The following is an 18,485-nucleotide window of genomic DNA, read 5'->3' as shown; positions in this document are numbered from 1 at the left end:
GCCGAAATTGCGCAAGACGTGCGATGCAGGAGCTCATCGAGGGTCCCATGAACGCAGCCATGGGCTGCATCGACGAGGAACAAGCGGCCGGTAGTGCCGATTTTTCGGGGCACTGGACCATCCCATGATTGGCTGCCCTCATCCAAAAGCTCCTGATGCGTCCCGGTGCTGGACACGCAGGTTGTTCTGGACGTGGTCCACTCCCGAACATCGGCGGCCACATCTTGCGCGGCGTTTGTCGGCCCGCGCATCCACGCTGCCGTCCAAACGCACCTCTCCTGCATTGTCTATTCCGGAGGCATCGAGATAGGGGTCGTCCATCAGTCGGTCGGACACGTCTTCAAGTATGCGGTTTTCGGCGCGCTGATAACCTTTAGGGCCGTGACCGGAAAAGCCGCGACGATGGCGCTCGTGGGCGGCATTAGCGAGACCAAATCCGCGGGGCACGGGCTGATCGGGTCCGTATCCGACGTCAACGTGGGTGGGGTTTTTTATTCCCTGGTTGGTCCGAGGGCGGCCTTCCCGTCCCTCGCGCGGGCGGTCGAAATCGTAGGGATCATATACATCCTCCTCGTTCGAGCCGTAATAGCCGCCCGAAATGCCGCGTGGATCTGGATGGCCAAGACGGTCGAGTCCGGGGGTATCACCCCAGAACCGGTCGGAAATGATGTTACGGCCGTCGCGGTTTTGATGTCGTGCCATCGGATCGGTCTCCGATGGGTGAAGCAGATAACGGGGCAATACGCGGAGACGCCTACCGATCCGGGCTCCCAACCTAGATTGAAAGCTGCGCTCGAGCTTCCCTCCCGGTCTGTCGAGACCATTTTTCGAGTTTCCATTCGCTCTCGGACTCGCGCCTGAACTTGGAAGCGCCCTTGAACTCACTCTTTTGGCGTCACCGGGCTTTTCGGTTCACCGCGCCGGCGGCGAGCTTTCGATTTGGCCATGATGCTTCGACTCCGGAGCCGAAGAAGCCCTGAGGGAAAGCACCGGCTTTCTCCCAGGTTCTCTATAAGCGGAGATCCCGCCTGGAACTTCCGCGGCGATCTGGGGCTTGAGACGACATATGCGGGCAGCTCGCGTCGGACACGAAAGCGAACGGAAGATCATTATGGCCGAACCAGTCTTGGAAACTCCTCGGCTCGAGGGCTTCGACCACACGCTCGCCTTCCTGCGCGAGGGGTATCAGTTCATCAGCCGCCACTGCGATAGGCTGGCGAGCGATCGGTTTTCCGCCCGGCTCATGCTCAAGCCCGTAATCTGCATGCGCGGAGAGGCGGCGGCCGAAATGTTTTACAATGGAGATCGTTTCACCCGCCGGCGCGGTGCCATGCCGCCGACGGTGCTACGCCTGTTGCAGGACCAAGGAAGTGTGCAGCAGCTCGATGGTCAGGCGCATCGCCATCGTAAGGCGATGTTCATCAGCCTTTTGATGGATGACGAGGCCGAGGAGCGCTTTATCGACATCTTTCGCGGCCAATGGCTCTCTGCGCTTGGGGAGTGGTCGCAGCGTAATTCAATTGTCTTGCTCGATGAAGCGAATTTGGTCCTCACCCGTGCCATCTGCCTCTGGACGGGCGTGCCGCTTGAGCGAAAGTCAGACGTGGAACTCGCCGGCGAACTCAGCACGATGATCGAAGATGCAGGCAGCGTCAGCCCTGCCGTACTTGTCGCGCTCATGCGGCGCAGGAGGACCGAACGGTTCGTGGCCGGCTTGGTTGAAGCGGCGAGACAGGGCGACGCTAACGACACTCCGCTGTCAATAGTGGCTGGCTATCGCGATGCGGACGGCCGGTCGCTCTCCAAGGAAGAGGCGACTGTCGAGATACTCAATATCTTGCGGCCTACGCTGGCGATCGGGCGTTACATCATGTTCGCCGCTTTGGCCCTTCATAACCATCCGCACTGGAGGGTCGCTCTCCCCGGAGGCGACGACGCGCTTTACGAGCGCTTCGCCGAAGAGGTGCGACGCCTATATCCCTTTTTTCCCGTGATCGGCGGTATTGCCCGGCACGCATTCGGCTGGCGGGGGCACCAGTTCGGCGAGGGCGACTGGGTGATGCTCGATCTTTACGGCACCACCCATGATCCACGCAGCTTTCCGAACCCGGACGTGTTCGATCCCGACCGTAATCTCTCCTGGCGCCGGCAGGGGTTCGACTTCATCCCGCAGGGTGGCGGGGACGCGCGATCGACACACCGTTGTCCGGGCGAACAATTCACCGTCGCTGTCATTCGCGAGGCGACTAGACTGCTGGTAGAAGAGATGGAATATGACGTGCCCAGCCAAAATTTGATGATGCCGCTCAATCGCATGCCGGCCAGACCGAGCAGTGGTATGATCCTCTCCAACGTGCGGCGAAAGCCGATTTAGCGCGTGCTCGCATGGGGTCCAGTACCAATGGCGTGGCAGCAAACATGCAACTTGTCGGGGGCGTTCGCGATCTCGACGTGGCTGCCCAAAACTCCGAGCGGTCTGGGATTTCATTTTCGGTCTGTCCGGCTGGTCACAATCCTATGGAACTGCAGCCAGCGTTTCTCTTTATGCCTTCGAGGGAACCTGTTTGAATAGGCAGTAGCAGCGACGGACATCCCGACCACCGGCGCTCCTAGCCTTTCGATGGAATGAACGTCCAGACCCGAAGGGGAAACTGTCGAGAGACTTGGAGGCGCGGGGGCAGAGCACTTGCCTTTTTGCTCCTGGCCCTGGCGTCCGCCTTCGGCGTGGCTACCGCGCAGGTCACTGACGGCCGACAGGCCCTCGTCCTGCAACTGGACGGTCCCGTAACTCCTGCGACGGCCGACTACATAATCCGGGGTCTGCAGCAGGCTACCGAACGGGACGTGGCATTGGTGATCCTGCAGATGGACACTCCGGGCGGGCTCGATACCTCGATGCGCGACATCATCCGTGCGATACTCGCCTCCCCTGTCCCCGTCGCCAGTTTTGTGGCGCCGAGCGGCGCGCGTGCGGCCAGCGCCGGCACCTATATCCTTTACGCGAGCCATATTGCGGCCATGGCGCCGGGGACCAACCTGGGGGCGGCAACGCCGGTCGCCATCGGCGGTGGATCGCCCTTCGGCGGTGAGACAGACGCTGAGGCGGACGGTCAAACCGCTCCACAGGAGGAAGGCCAACCGGGAGCACGACCACCGGCGTCTTTTAACGCAGCCGAGGCCAAGGCGATCAATGATGCCGTGGCCTATATCCGAGGACTGGCCGAGTTGCGCGACCGAAACGCCGATTGGGCCGAGCGGGCCGTGCGCGAAGCGGCAAGCCTGTCGTCCGCTGCGGCCGCACAGCAGGACGTGATCGATTTCACGGCTACGGACTTCAACGAGCTTCTGGGAAAGGCGGATGGCCTTGCGGTGCAAGTCGGCCAACAGGAGGTCCGTCTCGAAACCTCAAAGCTGGCTATAGAGGTTCTCGAGCCGGACTGGCGCACACGCCTGCTCTCCGTGATCACCAATCCGAACGTCGCGCTCATCCTGATGATGGTCGGCATCTACGGCCTGATCTTCGAATTCATCAATCCGGGCGCGCTTGTGCCCGGCACGATCGGAGCTATCAGCCTTGTCACCGGTCTCTATGCGCTGGCCATCCTGCCAGTGAATTTCGCTGGAATCGGCCTATTACTGCTTGGTACGGGGCTGATCGTGGCGGAGGCACTAGCGCCCTCGTTCGGCATTCTCGGCATCGGCGGAGCGCTCGCCCTGATGCTCGGCGCCACGATCCTGTTCGATGGAGATGTTCCGGGTCTGGAAATTTCTTTGCCGGTACTGGGCGGCATCGCCTTGGCCAGTCTCGCGCTGAGCCTCCTCATCGCACGCCTTGCCGTCACCTCGCATCGACGCAAGATCGTCACCGGCACCGAGCAGATGATCGGTATTTCGGCCATGGTCGAAAGTTGGTCGGAGGGGGCGGGTTACGTGATCGCGCATGGGGAGCGCTGGAAGGCCGTTTCGCCCGAGCCTCTCGTTCCGGGCGAAAATGTATGCGTGACCGGTCTATCGGGGCTGACGCTTCAGGTCGCCCGCAGGGGCGAGAAGGTCCTTCACCCCTCCGATAATTAGGAGAAAGTCCATGGCTATAATCACCGATATCGCCTTTTATCTCGTGCCGCTTGTCATCCTGTTGGTCATTCTCGCTGCGGCGATCAAAATCCTGCGGGAATACGAACGTGGCGTGGTCTTCACCCTAGGCAGGTTCACCGGCGTCAAAGGACCGGGGCTCATTTTTCTTATTCCCTTTGTGCAACAGATGGTCCGGATGGACCTTCGCACCCTGGTGCTGGACGTTCCCAGCCAGGACGTTATCTCGCGCGACAACGTCTCCGTCCGCGTCAATGCAGTGCTCTATTTCAGGGTCATGGATGCCGAAAAGGCGACAATCCAGGTCGAGGATTTCATGATGGCCACCAGCCAGCTCGCGCAAACAACTTTGCGATCGGTGCTCGGCAAACACGATCTCGACGAGATGCTGGCCGAACGCGACAAGCTCAATAAGGATATTCAAGAGATCCTTGACGTCCAGACGGACGCTTGGGGCATCAAGGTGGCCAACGTCGAGATCAAGCACGTCGACATCGATGAATCGATGATCCGCGCCATTGCCCGCCAGGCGGAAGCCGAGCGCGAGCGTCGCGCCAAGATCATCAATGCCGAGGGCGAGCAGCAGGCCGCCCAGAAACTGCTGGAAGCGGCAGAGATACTGGCCAGACAACCGCAGGCCATGCAGCTGCGCTATCTCGGAACGCTCAACGTGATCGCCAGCGAGAAAAACTCTACAATCATCTTCCCCTTCCCCACCGAGCTCGCCAGCCTCGTATCGCAGCTGGTGGAGAAGAAGACATAGAAATCACGGTCGGTTCTCGATGCGTCGCCGTCGATCCGTCCCCTGACCACGTCGCCTCACCGATATCCGGGGCTCATGATGGTGCTGCCGTTCTCGGTATGGAAGCACCGAGGCTGTCGTGCAGCGTCTACAACCGCGACTTGTCGACGTGTTGCGGGCCGACCGGAACTTGCTCGACGGTGATCACCTCGAGACGATGTAGGCCGCCGCTGCGATCGGTCCAGGAAATTGATTGTCCTTCGGTCAGCCCGATCAGCGCAGCTCCGATCGGCGTCAGAATCGAAATTCTGGCCTTTTCGATATCGGCCACGTCAGGATAGACCAGCGTCAAGGTTCTGGACCGGTCCTGATCATCCTTGAATTCCACGGTCGAATTCATTGCTACGACGGTCGCTGGCAGTTGGTCGGCTCGCACGACCTCGGCCTGGTTCATTTCGGCCGGAGCTGTTCGCTGACCTCCGGCTCCTTTTCGAAAATTGCATCCGCCGAGACGGAAAGGCGCACATGAGCGATGTTGGAAACCGTGATCTTCGGCGGCCCTCCGCCTTCGGCAACGCGCTTCATTTGTAGTCATCCTCGCTCCGCTTCACCCATGGATCATCAACTCTTCCCACGACGGGTACAATCCCTGCAGGCAGCGCATTTCCTCACAAGAAAAATCAAGAAGCTTCGCCGAGGCGTACAAGAGTTTCGGCGATCGTTATGGGATCTATCGGTTTCCTGAAGATCTCGACGTCATTGAAGCGATCGGGGATTACATCCCTATCGTACCCCGTGGTGAATACTATAGGTATGCCTTTCTCCCTGAGAGCATCGGCGACGGGGAAAGACCATTCACCGCCAAGATTGATATCGAGTAGAGCTCCTTGGAGGCGCGGCTCATGTTCTATCTCGAACAAGGCATCCTGGAGGTTGGCAACGGGGCCAATGGTGTGGAAACCGGTGCGCTCCAACCACTGCACAAGGTCGGAAACAATCAAGTAGTCATCCTCGGCAACGAGAATTTTCCGGCCCCGGCCGCGGTTGCTATCGGTTGTCCTGGTCAGCATTGAGGCCTCGATCGAGCAACGGTTCCTGTGCCCGGAACGGCCATCAATCCGCTCAAGTTCCGCGCCTGCGACCAGGCTCCTCCTTCGGCGGCCCTATCTCCAGCGAGATCCCTGTGCGGCCGACTATCCCGACCCTGCCCGTGCCAGTCTTTACAGTCACTCCGGGGCCGTCCGCATGATCTCCGAGACGTTCGCGAGTCGGTGCTTGGCTGCGACCTCGGGCGCTTGCCAACCCCAATCGGAACACACAACTGATCTTCGATCAACGGAGATGCTCCGGGACCGCAATTCGAAGAAATTCTCGGCCAATTGCTTCAGCGTTTCCCGCATCTCTGCACCTGGAACGGCGCGCCCGTGACCGCTCACCGCCAGCCGCGGTTCCAATGCGGCGAGTTTGGCGACTGAGGAGGCGGCCGTTTTCCAGTCGGGCGTGAAATAACGTGGAGGACCGTGCATCTCGAGCTCCTGTACGGCGACTTCGTAGGCAGACTCCGCTTGCGGTGAAGAATCGACCCCAAAATGGTGCCCCAGAAAAATCCTGCCCCGGCGTTCGTGGCAGCGCCGATCCCGGTGTGAGCGACATTTGGCTCCGCATGATTTCCAGCGGCCTCTCCCCAGAGCCAGTGGCTCGATGAGTTGATTGGTTGCAAGGCCGGCTTGCCTTCCATCCTTGCTAGCGCTGCCGTCGCACCAAACGACGCGAGCGCGGCACCGGCGCCGCAAAGATCATGTACCTGGTCATGGTCATCGTCATGCTGACCTCCTGCCACGGGAGGGCTCCTTTTGAGCCTCTCGCTGCTCACCGACGTTATGGCGGAGCGGTCTATTTCGTCCCCCTGCCCGTCACCAGATCTGCGGCGGGCGTTCAATCATAAGCCAGAAGATCAGGAGAACCGCGGCAAAGGCCGGAAATCCTAAGGCAAACCAGATTCGAAACAGCTTATGATAGCGGGAGGACAAGGCCGCACCCAATCGATGCGCTGCTTCGGCTTCGCGCCGCATCTGGCTCTGAATCCACACGACAGGGAGCCAGAACGCTCCCGTGATAAGGTAGAGCAAAATCGAAAGGACGATCCAGTGCTCCCACAAACTGTAACCCACATGCCAGGCGAGCGCGACGCCTGTGATCGGCTGCACCACGACCGCTGTGGCGGTAAAAAGATAGTCGGCGATGACAACAATGCGGGCTACACCAGCAACCGTATGTGGATCGCCGGTGCGGTGCGCGAGAAGCATGAAGAAGGCGATACCAGCCCCTGTCCCCAAGAGCACCGACGCACCTATGATATGGAGATATTTGAGCGCGAAATAGACCATCAGCGTTCCTCCAGGATCGCCAATGCCACCCCATGTGCGGCAAGTATGGGCCAGATCTTGAGGAGCGGACCAAGCGGCTCATTCCACAATTCAGGGAGCAGAATCGTTCCAGCGACGATGTAAAAACACGACAGGGCGATCGCAGCCCAGAGGCCGTAGAATGTGGTCGGCCGGTACGCGATGGCAAGGCCGACCGAAATGTCGGCGATCGCACCGGCAATCACGCCTGGCGCGGCCAACAATCCCGTTCGCGCCTGCACCATGAGATCGACGCCAATCGGAAAGCCCGTCGTGAGCGAGATGATGCCTGTCAGCATCCAGAACGCAGCAAGAATAACGAACAGGAGCGGCTTGAGGAAGTAGAGCCTAGCAAACCATCTTTCCTGTACGCTGACCGGCCTCTGCGCAAGGGTTTGGCTCAGCCTCACGGGTTCAATGCCAGTGACATCGATCAATGGCCGGGGGTCGCCGATGGCACCATGCCTGATTTCCAGCATGGCCGTTGTACGGACGGGCGGACGCCAGCCCAAGGCTGAGGCCATGTCACCGAGACGATACATCGATTTGGAGGCCCAATCAGGCACCTGAACGGCTATTGCCGGCCGCCATCCCAGCCACTGCCGATAAACTACGACAACGTCTGACATGGAGAGGCGCTCTGGACCGGCCAATTCGACCGTCATATGCGCAGGAGCGTCCGATCGCATGAAGAATGCGACCGCCTCGGTGACATCTTCCAGTGCAATAACTTGCAAAGAACCAGCGTTGCGCACTGCGGGCAGAATTGGAAGCGCCGCGAGGCCCCTGAAAAGTGCGCTCGCACCGAATGCTGCCGGTCCCAGAACCACCGATGGCCGCAGAATAACCCATTCGAGGGGCAGTGCCATCAGCGCTTCGTCGCCCTCCAACTTGGTCGCCGAGAAGGCAGAAGCCTGATGCCGATCAACGCCGATGGCGGAAAAGTGGATGACGCGGCGCACACCTGCATCGGCGCACGCCGCAAAGAGAACTCCTGGCCCTTTCACATGAGCAGCGCGTGTACTCTCCCGAGGACTATCCTGCAGCACACCTACGCAATTCACGACGACCTCGACGTTATCGAGAACTGAAAGCCAGTCTTGCATCTGTGTAGTGCTAAGATCCGCACAAACCCACTCGTCTACCGACAGGGGTTGGACCTGCGGCTTTCTGCGCCCGGCGCCGACGACGATGTGACCCTCCTGGGCTAGACGCGCACAGACAGCTGTTCCGATGAACCCGGTCGCGCCCAGGACAAGCACCCTCATTGGCAGGTCCTTCTGTAGCTCAGCGAACTGCTTTCAGCCGTAGATCCGTGCCGCATTGAGCGCTCCTGCCAAAAACCCTGCCGGAGCGACCCGGTAGTAAGTTGCAAACGCAGCTAGCGGCAGTGCTAATCACCATTCGGATGGCCGTCTATGGTTGCTCCGCGAGCATGATCGCCTGCACCGCTCTTAAGGCCGTAGTGAATGGACTGGAAAACGATCTTTCCGTTCTCGATCACGAAGCTGTCCGCTCCTTCCACTGCGTCCATCCCGGACGATCGCGCCGACCATATCAGGAGCGCGAATGGTCCGTTGGTCTGCATTTCAATTATCTCGAAGCTAGCCTGCGGCAGTTGCTCTTCCAATCTCGTCGCCGAGGTTCTAATGGCATCGTGACCCTGCGCATTGGAATTCACCGTCAATAGAACGACGTGTTCTGAATAATTGCGCTCAAGATCATCCTCCAGCTTTCCCTCAAGGCGAAGTCTTACATGATCTTTGAACACCACCTCTGTGGAGCGTTCATCCTTTATGCTCATTTCGTGGTCCACTCGCGATGCCATTGGGTGTTGAGAGCGGGTGATCGAGCTCCGTTCCCAATATTGATGGGTGGGATAAATGCGAAACAAGCGGGTCAATTGGCTTTGCCACTGTTCGACTCGGTCAGCCGTTTTGAAAGTCGTTCGCTAACCTCATCCAATGTTAGCTGCCACACCTTCAACCGCTCCTGGGCTTCACTCAGCCGCTTAGCATCCGTTGCTTCTTGCTGAACCGGATTCCTGAAAGCTGCAATCTCCTTCTCTGCGGCTGCCACACCCTCACCGGCCCTTTTGTAGCTCTCGACGAGCAGGCGGACCTGCTCGTCTTCAGCGGGTGCTTCATCGATATCGTCCACGAGAGACTTCCCAGAGCATCACGACGAGGTTGGAGGCATCGGCTTTTTGGGGGTGCCGTGGAGTCGCGGATCGGCAGGAGCAAGTTCATCGACCCTTTCCCCAAGCGGCTGAGGGTCGGACAGAAACTCGATTTCCCCTTTTCCGTCGACGGAAGGCCCGGATGCCCATTGGCCATCCTGGCTCGCATTACCGTCAGAGCACTTCCAGTACTGGTAGGCGACTTCCGATTTTTCCTGTTCCTGAGGGAAGCTCATTGGCACCGGCGTCTGTTCGAGCCCATCCGCTTCAAGCTCTTTAATGGCAGCTAGCCACTGGTTCTGGTGCATGGTGTCGCGCGCGATCAGGAAGGCAAGCATATCGCGGACCCCAGGATCATCTGTCATTTCGTAGAGCCGCGTAACCTGTAGACGTCCCTGCGACTCCGCTGTGACGTTGAAGCGGAAGTCCGCCAGAAGATTGCCTGAGGCGATCGTATAGCGCGAGGTCCAAGGATAGCCGACGCTGTCGGTCGGAGTGGCACCACCTCCTGAAACGATCGCGTGCTGAGGATTCATGCCAGCGACAATCACGTCCTCGACTCGCGCGCCACCCATGACCGCCCCAACGACAGAATTCTTCGCAGCATCTTCCCGTGCCTCGACAGGTGAGCTTTCGAGCAGGCGCGCAATCATCGTCGCCAGCATTTCGACATGGGCAATTTCTTCCGTCCCGATGTCGAGAATCATGTCTCGGTACTTTGCCGGCGCACGGCAATTCCACCCCTGAAAGAGGTAGGTCATCATCACGCTGATCTCGCCCCATTGCCCGCCAAGAACTTCCTGAAGTTTGTTGGCATAAACCGGGTCTGGTCTTTCTGGCCGAGCGTCGTACTGGAACTGGCTGGTCCTGAAGAACATAATCGTTTTCCCTTCTGACGGCTTCAATCATCGTCTAACGAGCGGGGCTTCGAGGTGTTCCGGAGTTGCTCTGAAGTTGTGCTTGCCTCCGATGAATGCCGTTTTTGCATCCCAGCTATCGGCGGGTCTTCTTTGCTGCTCAGCCCGAGCCTTCTCCTCCAGTGTTCGCGCCAACCGCCTCTTTCCACATGAGGAGGCTTGCTGACACGTAAATTTCCATCGGACGGTGGCTGGGGCTCCTCAGTGAACTGAAGACCGGGGCCGAACCGTCCAATGCTCAGTTCGACGATGCTCGGCGCGAGCCGGCAAGCCAGATCGAGCGCAAACGCGAATCCGCCTACTCTCACCTCCCGCCGCGGGCGCTTTGCAACCCTCAGTATTGCTTTTGCAGCGCGTTCGGTTCGATAAACAGGGAGGATCGAGCGGGCGCGTTTGCCGCACAAATTGCCCGCCTTTTGGTAGATTGGCGTATCAATCGCTGCCGGCAAGATGGTGCACACTCGGATCGAGGGGGAGTTAGCCATCTCCTGACGAATTGAGGCAGTCAGTCCGCGGATGGCAAACTTGCTCGCCACATAGGCACTTACGTTTGGTTCCGAGACCACACCGAGCATGGAAGCCACATTGATAAGTGTCCCGCGGTCTCCTTGACGGCGGAACTGCACGATGGCCGCTTTCGCGCCATGGACGTAACCCATCAAATTGTTGTCGATTATGTGCTTGAACGTATTCGCCGGAACGTCTTCGAACCGTCCGAAGAAAAGCACGGCAGCGCAGTTAACCCAGACGTCTATGCGGCCAAAAGCGCGGTCGGCATCTGTACGCAGCTGCTCGACATCCTGCTCATCGGCCATATCTATCCGAAAGGCCAAAGTTTCCGCACCCGCCGTCCGGCATTTTGCTGCAACGGGTTCAAGAGCAGTTAAGTTTCGAGATGCGAGGACGAGGCGTGTGCCCTCTCGTGCAAAAAGTATCGCCGAGGCGCGGCCTATGCCGCTCGATGCTCCCGTAATCACGACGACCGCGTCATTCAGGGGGCGCGAGGATAGCATAATCAGCGCCGGTTTGATCGTTTGGGATCAGCTCCGACAGGCTCTTCGGGGTGCATGCCAATCCTATGATGGTAAACCAGTGAGCCGCCTTTCCAGCCCGTAAACAGTAGGATCAGCACGATTAGTGCTGACAGAACAATGCCCCAAGGAAGCACTCCCTGGCTCGACTCCATGTTCCAGCGGAGAATGAAATTCGCCAGAGCCAGTACGACAGCGACAACATTTCCGATCATGTGCTGCCACGCGTCGCTCATTGAACGGATTCTGGAATTGCCGAGAAAATCTGCAAATCCGGCAATAGCGGCCGCGGCGCTCATCACCAGAGCCGCTGCAAGCAGCCAAAACGATGCTCGAGCCCAAAAAACATCGGCAGTTCCCCAAAAAGCCAGGTCGCTGGCGAAAGTTGCCACAAGAAGCGCGATCGGAAACGGTATCAACATCGGGTGAATTGGATGTCCTGCCAGCTTGGCCCTGGTGGCCACACCCCGAAACTCGTTTTTTGCCATGGTTCCCTCCTGTTGCTAGTACAACTGGATCCGCTTCATCGTGTTCCATGTGTCATCGGGAACACGCCCAGAAGAGGAGCAGGATGTTGAAATCGTATCGAGCCAGTTGGCGCTGGAGATGAGCCAGACTCCCGAGGTTCAGGAGCTCGCCCAGCAGATGATCGACGACCACACGATGGCTGGTAGAAAATGATGGCGGCGGCCGAAGAGGATGGCGTCACTGCGCCGACGGCAATGAATGAACAGCACCAGTCGCAATATGACGAACTTTGCGGCGGTTATATCCAAGCGCAGGTCATGGCACACGAAGAGGCTGTTGCGCTGTCCGAAGGCTTCTCAACCGAAGGTGAAGAGAGCGCCTTGCGCAACTTTGCGACTGAAACGCTGCCGATGCTGCAGATGCACCGCATGTTCAGCAAATGAGCGGCATATAAACCGGCGACTGCGTGGGCGCGGCTGTAGCCGTGCCCAACGCGCTCATAACGTTGACTCAGTGACCGGCTTTCTTTGGAGATCCAGTAGGTTCTCCACCAGTGGAGCCGCCTCCGGTCCCGATGCTTCCAGCCCCGGCGCCGGGTCCACCTCCAGGAGTTGTGCCGCCTGGCTGCAACCCCGATGAAGCTCCGACGTTCCCGGATCCTTGCTCATTATCAAGTTGTCCATCGTCACGAGGCTGGCCCTCCTCGCTGTCGATCTCACGCGCGGCACGCTCCCAATGGTCTTGTTCGAGCCCTTCCGGGCGCCCCTCCTCCTCCCAGATCTGGTGCGCACGCTCGCGAATTCTCTGCTCTAGATCCGTCATCATAGTCCTCCTCTTCGACCGCGGCTGTACCGCGCTACACTACGAAACGATTGTTCGGCCGAATTGATCCCGAACATTCGCCAGAGCGAACAGATTCGAGACTTGGGAGAAACCGGTACGTCCGTAAACCGGTTAAGATGCTCATGGGAGCCCGAACCTCGTATCTCACGCTCCTTGGGCAAGTGGGTCACGATGCTTCACCGCGCAGATTCTAGGCAACGTAATCCTCGACCAGGCGGTGATTCCAAGTGGAAGGTTCTCCGGTTCCTGCCAAAGAAGCCCAATTTCTCGTTTCCACCGGATTTCAACACGCCTCGGTTTTTGGAAAGGCAGCCGTATTTTATGGCGTCGGCGAAAAGCTCGTTGAGCGCGAGCGAGAGCGTTAGTGCCGGACGGCTCGCCAAGAGGATTTCCGGACCTTCGGCCGATATCCGTTCTCGTTCACTTATGTGGCCGCAAGTACGGCATCAATCAACTGCGAATCGCCGCCCCAGGGTGTCCGTCGAGGCAAGAAGTGTATGGCGCCGCCAGCGCCTGAAGCAGGTCCAGAAACGCATCTCTTTGCGCCTCGATTTCAGGTGCCTTCTAAAGATTGCCGCGCCAGCGCCATCACCAGAGCCACGAGATTGCGCATCCGGAGAGCGAGTTCTGAGTTCGTGATCTCCAATTGACTTAGCGTAACGATGGGCCGGTTGTCTCAACGACACCGCCCCGTCTCATCTCGAATCCTTCCATCAGTGGCATACAATGATGGAGCGCTTCGCAGATTCTGTGCAACTGCACGGGCCGCGCCGGGCATCCGCTACCAGGAAACCCGCAATCCGACATGCCCCCCGAAGCCGCCGTTGCCTTGCCCGCTGAGGCCCATGGTATAGTTTACAGCCCCGTAGAGGCTAACGTCCGGCGATATCTCAGCGGCCAAACCAGCGCCGAGTTCCAATGAGGTTCCACCGACATTCGTGGTTACAGGACGATCATTGAAGGTAGCGGTATAGCTAGACCCGAAATTGTGCCAGAAATTGACGTCGGCAAAGGGCTGAACCGGGACATCCCCGGCTTCGAGGTCTCCTTCAAGCCGAAAGCCGAGCCGTCCCGTCAATCCGTTCAGCGCGCCGTATTCGATACTCGAGAACTGATCTTCGGTATCATCGAGATGTACGTTCTGCCAGATAAGCTGCGCCTGTGGCTCGATGGTCCAATTTTCGTTGAGGGCGAAGGGATAGCCAGCCTCCAGAGAGGCCAGCAACGCGTGTCCCCAGATGTCGGCTCCGATCCCACGGTCGGATACGGCCTCCCCATGCAGCCAGCTCACCATGGCCACCGCATCGAGATACCAGCCTTCCGGATCGACATAGGTCCAATATCCGCCCAGACTCTCAGAGTTCAGTGTAAGCGATCCAGACTCCCGATCAATTTGGGCGAGCGTAGTGCCGGACGTATGGCCGTGGGCGGCTGTATGGGTGAAGAAAATACCGACCCGGTTCTGCGCACCGAGTGTGTCCTCTTCAGCCAGGATGTCGAGCCCCGCTTGCAGACCCCAGATTTCGCCATCGAATCTGGGATCGAGGTCGAAATCCAAGCCACCGATCTCTGCGGCCCAACTCTGGTCAACCGAGCGGCCGAACAAGCGACCCCACCCTGCGGAGGCCGTGCCCAGCTCATTGAGCAGGGACTGATCGCCTTCCCGCGCGTGGAACCGGTCGAGCGCAGCAATGCCCATACGTTGGGCTATGGCAGGCGCCACCACATAGCCAGGAATCTCCGGCCGGATCAGCGGCGTTTCCACCAAGGGTGGCTGCTCTGGCGTCGGCGCTGGCGGCGCCGGTGGCAGGGGCTCTGGAGGAAGCGGCGCGGGTGGCAAAGGTGGCGTTGGCGGAGGCGGCTCCGTAGGCTCGGGCGGTGTTGGCTCTTCGCCCGGGTCCGTCGGTATTGGTTCCGGCAACGGCGTAGGGTCAGGCGGGTTGGGCACCTCTGGCAAAGGTGGCTCGGGATCGGGTGGCGACGGCAAAGGAGGAACTGGTGCCGGCAATGTGGTCGGTGGCTCTGTGGACGGCGGCTCTGGCACGCTCGAGCGCAGGTACCAATCATTATCGTTAGCATCCGCGCCGACGCCGCCATAATAGAGCAGATACTCGAAAACGCCCGCACCGACCGGCCCGCCAAGCCTGAAGGCGCTCTCATCGGTTCGCGCTCCCGTTCCGAATTCGGCATCCACCACCCTGATGCCGTTGCCCGTGGTCATAGCACCGGGGCCGTCGATATTGGTGATGTTGATTACCGTGTTTCCTGCAGCGCGCGCGCCGTTTCCTCGCAGAACCAGTTGATCAGATGGAGACGTGTCGTCTCCCAGATAGGTCTGGAGATTTAGGTTGCCCGATAAACCCAGATAGTTGCCCGCGATGACGAACCGATCTCTGGTTGAAGTGCCGGCATTGGTCAGATCGATCAGTCCGGCGTTTTCCACCTGCACCAGTTCCGAATCTGCAAAGGCGCAACGGTATGGGTTCCCCCGCCAGCCAGCACCCTGCTCGCAGAATCTATGGTCAGTCGCCCTGTTCCGGTTCCGCTGTCGCCCAGGGTCAGCGTGGCCCAATCGGCGAACCTCATCTCCGAATTCCGGGTCAGCGCGATAAGCTCCCAGTTATCGTAGCGATAGACGTCCCCGCCCACTGTGTTCTGCCAGACCAGATTATCATTACCCAGCCCACCATCGATGATCTCGCCGGTCAACAGATTGGCCGGTGTGAGGTCATAGAAAATAGCGGTGTCGTCCCCATCTTCCATAAAGATTCCGGCCTGGATGATGCCACCGGCCCAGTTCAGGCGGTCATTGCCTGTTCCGGCGTGAAAATCAGAGGACAGCCTTCCCTCCAGCATCGCGGCCCAGTCGTCCCCGGGGCCTAGATCCACACGGCTGGTGACCAGACCGTCCTGGATATAAAAGGTGTCGTTCCCTGCCCCAAGATCGATGGTGTTGGCCGATCCCGCTTCCCCAGTGGTTCCCAAATTGACGTACCAGTCGTTTCCATCTCCGAGTGAAACCAATCCGTTGATACCGCCAAGATTGTGCACATGATCGGCCGAGTTTCCGGTGGCAGTGATGCCGTTCAGGATTCCGGTGGCCCGGTTCTGGATATTATTGGCACCATCGAGAGTGAACAGGATTGGGCTATTGAACACCCCGGAATTGTCGATCGTGGTGTTGGGAGCCTGGAGATTTAACTGATTGAGCGCCGCATCTTGCCGGTTGATGATGGCGATCTGATCCGACACCGATACATCGAGTGTGGTGTTGATCGAACCGGCCCGGTTCTCAAAGGAGAACGTCGAGCCGTTCAGGACGCTAAAAGTATTGTTGATGAAGCCGCTATTGACGACAAAGGAATCAGCGACACCGGTAATCGAGAGACCATTGAGTGTGCCCGAATTGTCGACCGTCACTTCAGGTCCAAAGGGAGGATCGCTTAACGCCAAGAAGGAGCTGGAGTCTGTGCACGTCACCGTTTGAGCATTGGGGACACAGTCGGCATGCGCTGGTGATACACCAAGAGCCAGATACGCAAAGACCGTAGTTGACTGAAAGGGCAAGGCGTTTAGCGAAATTTTTCCAAGCGCCGTCAATCTGGTCTTGGTTGGGATGGCGGACACGCCAAGCGCATCTGCCAAATGGCAGAACGACAATGTCCGCTCAAGTCTAGCGTGCTTCCTTTGGGATCTTGACCACTTTGTCACGGCCGAACCTCAAGGTGATCGCCTCAAGACTCTGAAGGATCCAGATAAATTGTCAACCAGGTCTTGCAGGCTACCACATCATCATTGTTGGCTCCAGGCGGGTGAAATGCCCATGTGCTCGGCATGACCGAACCACTCTCGGATTGCTCATTATCGCGACGCGGTTCGCTGGGTTTTCATGTAGGCTTTTAGTTCAATGCCGCCGCTTCTAGGCGGCACGTTTGGTCATGACACCGATGAGCTAACGCTGTGCAATCTGTGGATCTCCTAGGCCGCGTCCTTATCGAACAACTGCGTCGAGGGCCGGCCCCTGCGGCGGCTCTTTCAACCATTACGGCAGCCGTAGTAAGGGGCTCCATCTTGCCTTGTGGTTCGGATCGCATCATGTTGCTGACGTTTCCATATGAGGGCTATTGACGCTCGCTCGATGTCCCCGTCTGGCTCGGGCATCGATCCCATAGCTCGAACCCGGGATCATCGAACAGGAACGATGATGAGCGCAGGATCCAGCAGCTGCACGATCGGCTACTTTAGAAATTTGTCACCGGGCCTTTGAGTATCAAAAATCGGATCCTGCCGCCGGTGGTGGCGGGGTGGGAAACGGGCAAATTGCTTTGTCAAGATATGATGCTAAAGCTGCCGCAGGGCTCACCCCTGATGTTTGCCATCGAATGATCGGGACGCGGCGCCAATGTGCTCCGTCGAGCCCTCGTCGTACCGCTTCAAAGCGGCCCGGACCGATGCGAGTTGTCGAATTCGGCTACCATGCGACCTGGCTTCACGTTCCAAGTGCATCATCGAGGCTTAGCGGACCTGGCACAAAAGCCGAGCCCTTTGTTGCAATTAAAAACCGCCGACAGCGCTCTCACCTTCGGGCCAACGCCGCCGTACGACCAGAAACCGGCTCGAATGCTCGTATGAATCACTGGTCTAAGGATCGATACCATTTCATTCCCACAGCAAATCGGCTTCACGCATGGCGCGGTAGGCGGACTACTGAGAGCCAGAAAAATCCAGACTGTCCAGCCATTCCTCCAACAGTGGAATGCTGGCTTTAACGACTACGTCAGCTGTCCATCCGGCGGCAACAGTATCATCGAGAAGCTTGCCGATTTCAGGCGGTGTAGCAGTAGTGGCTTGCTGAAAAAAGCTGCGCATCGTTGCGGTGCATTCTGCGATATGCTGTGGGTCGGCTGGGTTAGTGGTGGGGCCAGCGACACTGTATCTCACGCTTCTGGACCCCGCTGGTGGTGCTGTTGGCATTTCCTTCGACAATCAACGCGCGGGTGACGGGTTCCTTTCGCTAAGCGAACATGTTCGCGTGGCGCGTAATGCATGTCCATTAGACCGAAGGGACTAGGTTATTTGGCGGCTGCGGTGCTAAATCCTGCAACCGCCCGAGTTTTGTCATCCGTCCCACAAGGCAGTTTTCTCTTGCCCGGATAACGGGATTGGACCATGACCGCCCCATTGAGTCCCTTGCTCTACCCATTCCGGTGCCAAAGGCGGGAACTCATGAGAAATGTGGATGCCTGGAATAGATTTGCCTCATCGGCAGGTGAACCAAGTCTGCATCCTCTGTACGTGCGTCCTTGTCCCGCTAGTGAGCGGTCTGCTCCTTACCTAAGGCAGTGAAAACATCATAACCCTCTACCTCCTCCCATGTATGGGGTCGCTTCGCTTAGTTCTGACACGGCGAATGAAGCGATTTTGATGCTTCAGCGACAGGTAGCAGCGGACCAGCAACTGGGGTGACCAGCGCGGCCGGTCTTTCGGGGGCAAAGGCCAATTTCACCGGCGTTGCCGCGTAAGCCCGCGGGGCGGAGTCTCATCGGCTTCTGGAGCTTCTTTCACTGCTAACGAAGTTCCGAGGCCAGAGCCGTTAAGACCTGCTTAAGCTTGACCACAGCGCACTCTGGCCGAGGTCGCGGTTACCGTTAGGTTAACGGCTGCGCATGCGCCGGAGCCTCGGGCGAGATATCGGCAAAGGCACAGGAGGTACATTACCCTTAGGAACTACTCGCAGGTTTTCACATGAGGATGCGACGCGCGCTACGGCCGCTGACATTCTGACGTCGCTAGAAGTGCGTAAACGGC

20 protein-coding genes are annotated in these 18,485 nt (G+C 58.6%); 5 read left to right on the top strand and 15 right to left on the bottom strand.

The annotated features are described in order from the left end of the window. Positions 1–138 precede the first annotated feature (138 nt). Entirely contained in the window at positions 139–702 is a 564-nt protein-coding gene (locus tag NO934_RS19160) for a hypothetical protein (protein WP_309164318.1), read from the bottom strand. 586 nt (positions 703–1,288) lie between these two features. Here NO934_RS19160 and NO934_RS19155 point away from each other — a divergent pair. The 3 genes from NO934_RS19155 (at position 1,289) to NO934_RS19145 (ending at position 4,855) form a co-directional block, all read left to right on the top strand. After that, a complete protein-coding gene (locus tag NO934_RS19155) occupies positions 1,289–2,374 on the top strand; it encodes a cytochrome P450 (RefSeq protein ID WP_309164317.1) in 1,086 nt (361 codons plus the stop codon). 251 nt (positions 2,375–2,625) lie between these two features. Continuing rightward, on the top strand, positions 2,626–4,074 hold the full coding sequence (locus NO934_RS19150) for a nodulation protein NfeD (RefSeq protein WP_309164316.1): 1,449 nt from the start codon (positions 2,626–2,628) through the stop codon (positions 4,072–4,074). A 10-nt stretch (positions 4,075–4,084) separates the two neighbouring features. Then, complete coding sequence (locus NO934_RS19145) at positions 4,085–4,855, top strand: slipin family protein (protein ID WP_309164314.1); 771 nt, start codon at positions 4,085–4,087, stop codon at positions 4,853–4,855. Between the two features lie 127 nt (positions 4,856–4,982). Here NO934_RS19145 and NO934_RS19140 read toward each other — a convergent pair whose 3' ends face one another. From NO934_RS19140 to NO934_RS19095, 10 genes are all read right to left on the bottom strand, one after another. After that, complete coding sequence (locus tag NO934_RS19140) at positions 4,983–5,234, bottom strand: GreA/GreB family elongation factor (RefSeq protein WP_309164313.1); 252 nt, start codon at positions 5,232–5,234, stop codon at positions 4,983–4,985. A gap of 50 nt (positions 5,235–5,284) precedes the next feature. After that, positions 5,285–5,419: a hypothetical protein gene (locus NO934_RS19135; RefSeq protein WP_309164312.1), complete on the bottom strand. Its 135-nt coding sequence runs from the start codon at positions 5,417–5,419 to the stop codon at positions 5,285–5,287. 95 nt (positions 5,420–5,514) lie between these two features. Then, positions 5,515–5,904 carry a response regulator gene (locus tag NO934_RS19130; RefSeq protein WP_309164311.1) on the bottom strand — a complete coding sequence of 130 codons (390 nt, stop codon included), beginning with the start codon at positions 5,902–5,904 and terminating at the stop codon, positions 5,515–5,517. Between the two features lie 843 nt (positions 5,905–6,747). Beyond that, on the bottom strand, positions 6,748–7,221 hold the full coding sequence (locus NO934_RS19125) for a DUF2269 domain-containing protein (RefSeq protein WP_309164310.1): 474 nt from the start codon (positions 7,219–7,221) through the stop codon (positions 6,748–6,750). Beyond that, positions 7,221–8,507: an SDR family oxidoreductase gene (locus NO934_RS19120; protein WP_309164308.1), complete on the bottom strand. Its 1,287-nt coding sequence runs from the start codon at positions 8,505–8,507 to the stop codon at positions 7,221–7,223. Before NO934_RS19120 ends, NO934_RS19125 begins: the two co-directional genes overlap by 1 nt. A 125-nt stretch (positions 8,508–8,632) precedes the next feature. Then, complete coding sequence (locus NO934_RS19115) at positions 8,633–9,043, bottom strand: nuclear transport factor 2 family protein (protein WP_309164307.1); 411 nt, start codon at positions 9,041–9,043, stop codon at positions 8,633–8,635. A gap of 95 nt (positions 9,044–9,138) precedes the next feature. Next, positions 9,139–9,399, bottom strand: a complete 261-nt coding sequence (locus tag NO934_RS19110) for a hypothetical protein (RefSeq protein WP_309164306.1) — start codon at positions 9,397–9,399, stop codon at positions 9,139–9,141. A gap of 18 nt (positions 9,400–9,417) precedes the next feature. After that, a complete protein-coding gene (locus NO934_RS19105; RefSeq protein WP_309164305.1) occupies positions 9,418–10,296 on the bottom strand; it encodes a manganese catalase family protein in 879 nt (292 codons plus the stop codon). Between the two features lie 23 nt (positions 10,297–10,319). After that, entirely contained in the window at positions 10,320–11,348 is a 1,029-nt protein-coding gene (locus tag NO934_RS19100; RefSeq protein WP_309164304.1) for an SDR family oxidoreductase, read from the bottom strand. A 2-nt stretch (positions 11,349–11,350) separates the two neighbouring features. Beyond that, the gene (locus NO934_RS19095; RefSeq protein WP_309164303.1) at positions 11,351–11,854 is read right to left on the bottom strand and encodes a DUF2231 domain-containing protein; all 504 of its coding nucleotides are present in this window, start codon (positions 11,852–11,854) and stop codon (positions 11,351–11,353) included. 40 nt (positions 11,855–11,894) lie between these two features. On the opposite strand from NO934_RS19095, the gene NO934_RS19090 reads away from it, so the two are divergent. Further along, positions 11,895–12,047: a DUF4142 domain-containing protein gene (locus NO934_RS19090; RefSeq protein ID WP_309164302.1), complete on the top strand. Its 153-nt coding sequence runs from the start codon at positions 11,895–11,897 to the stop codon at positions 12,045–12,047. Then, on the top strand, positions 12,044–12,277 hold the full coding sequence (locus NO934_RS19085; protein ID WP_309164301.1) for a DUF4142 domain-containing protein: 234 nt from the start codon (positions 12,044–12,046) through the stop codon (positions 12,275–12,277). Before NO934_RS19090 ends, NO934_RS19085 begins: the two co-directional genes overlap by 4 nt. 67 nt (positions 12,278–12,344) lie before the next feature. Here NO934_RS19085 and NO934_RS19080 read toward each other — a convergent pair whose 3' ends face one another. From NO934_RS19080 to NO934_RS19065, 4 genes are all read right to left on the bottom strand, one after another. Further along, positions 12,345–12,656: a DUF2934 domain-containing protein gene (locus tag NO934_RS19080; RefSeq protein ID WP_309164300.1), complete on the bottom strand. Its 312-nt coding sequence runs from the start codon at positions 12,654–12,656 to the stop codon at positions 12,345–12,347. An 802-nt stretch (positions 12,657–13,458) separates the two neighbouring features. Then, entirely contained in the window at positions 13,459–15,126 is a 1,668-nt protein-coding gene (locus NO934_RS19075) for an autotransporter outer membrane beta-barrel domain-containing protein (protein WP_309164299.1), read from the bottom strand. Continuing rightward, positions 15,102–16,097: a hypothetical protein gene (locus tag NO934_RS19070; RefSeq protein ID WP_309164298.1), complete on the bottom strand. Its 996-nt coding sequence runs from the start codon at positions 16,095–16,097 to the stop codon at positions 15,102–15,104. The genes NO934_RS19075 and NO934_RS19070 overlap by 25 nt, the downstream gene beginning before the upstream one ends. Before the next feature lie 1,284 nt (positions 16,098–17,381). Next, a complete protein-coding gene (locus tag NO934_RS19065; RefSeq protein ID WP_309164297.1) occupies positions 17,382–17,546 on the bottom strand; it encodes a hypothetical protein in 165 nt (54 codons plus the stop codon). Positions 17,547–18,485: the final 939 nt, after the last annotated feature.

The sequence above is a fragment of the Pelagibacterium sp. H642 genome (genome assembly GCF_031202855.1).
Classification (GTDB): domain Bacteria; phylum Pseudomonadota; class Alphaproteobacteria; order Rhizobiales; family Devosiaceae; genus Pelagibacterium.
This window is presented reverse-complemented; position numbering and strand designations above follow the sequence as displayed.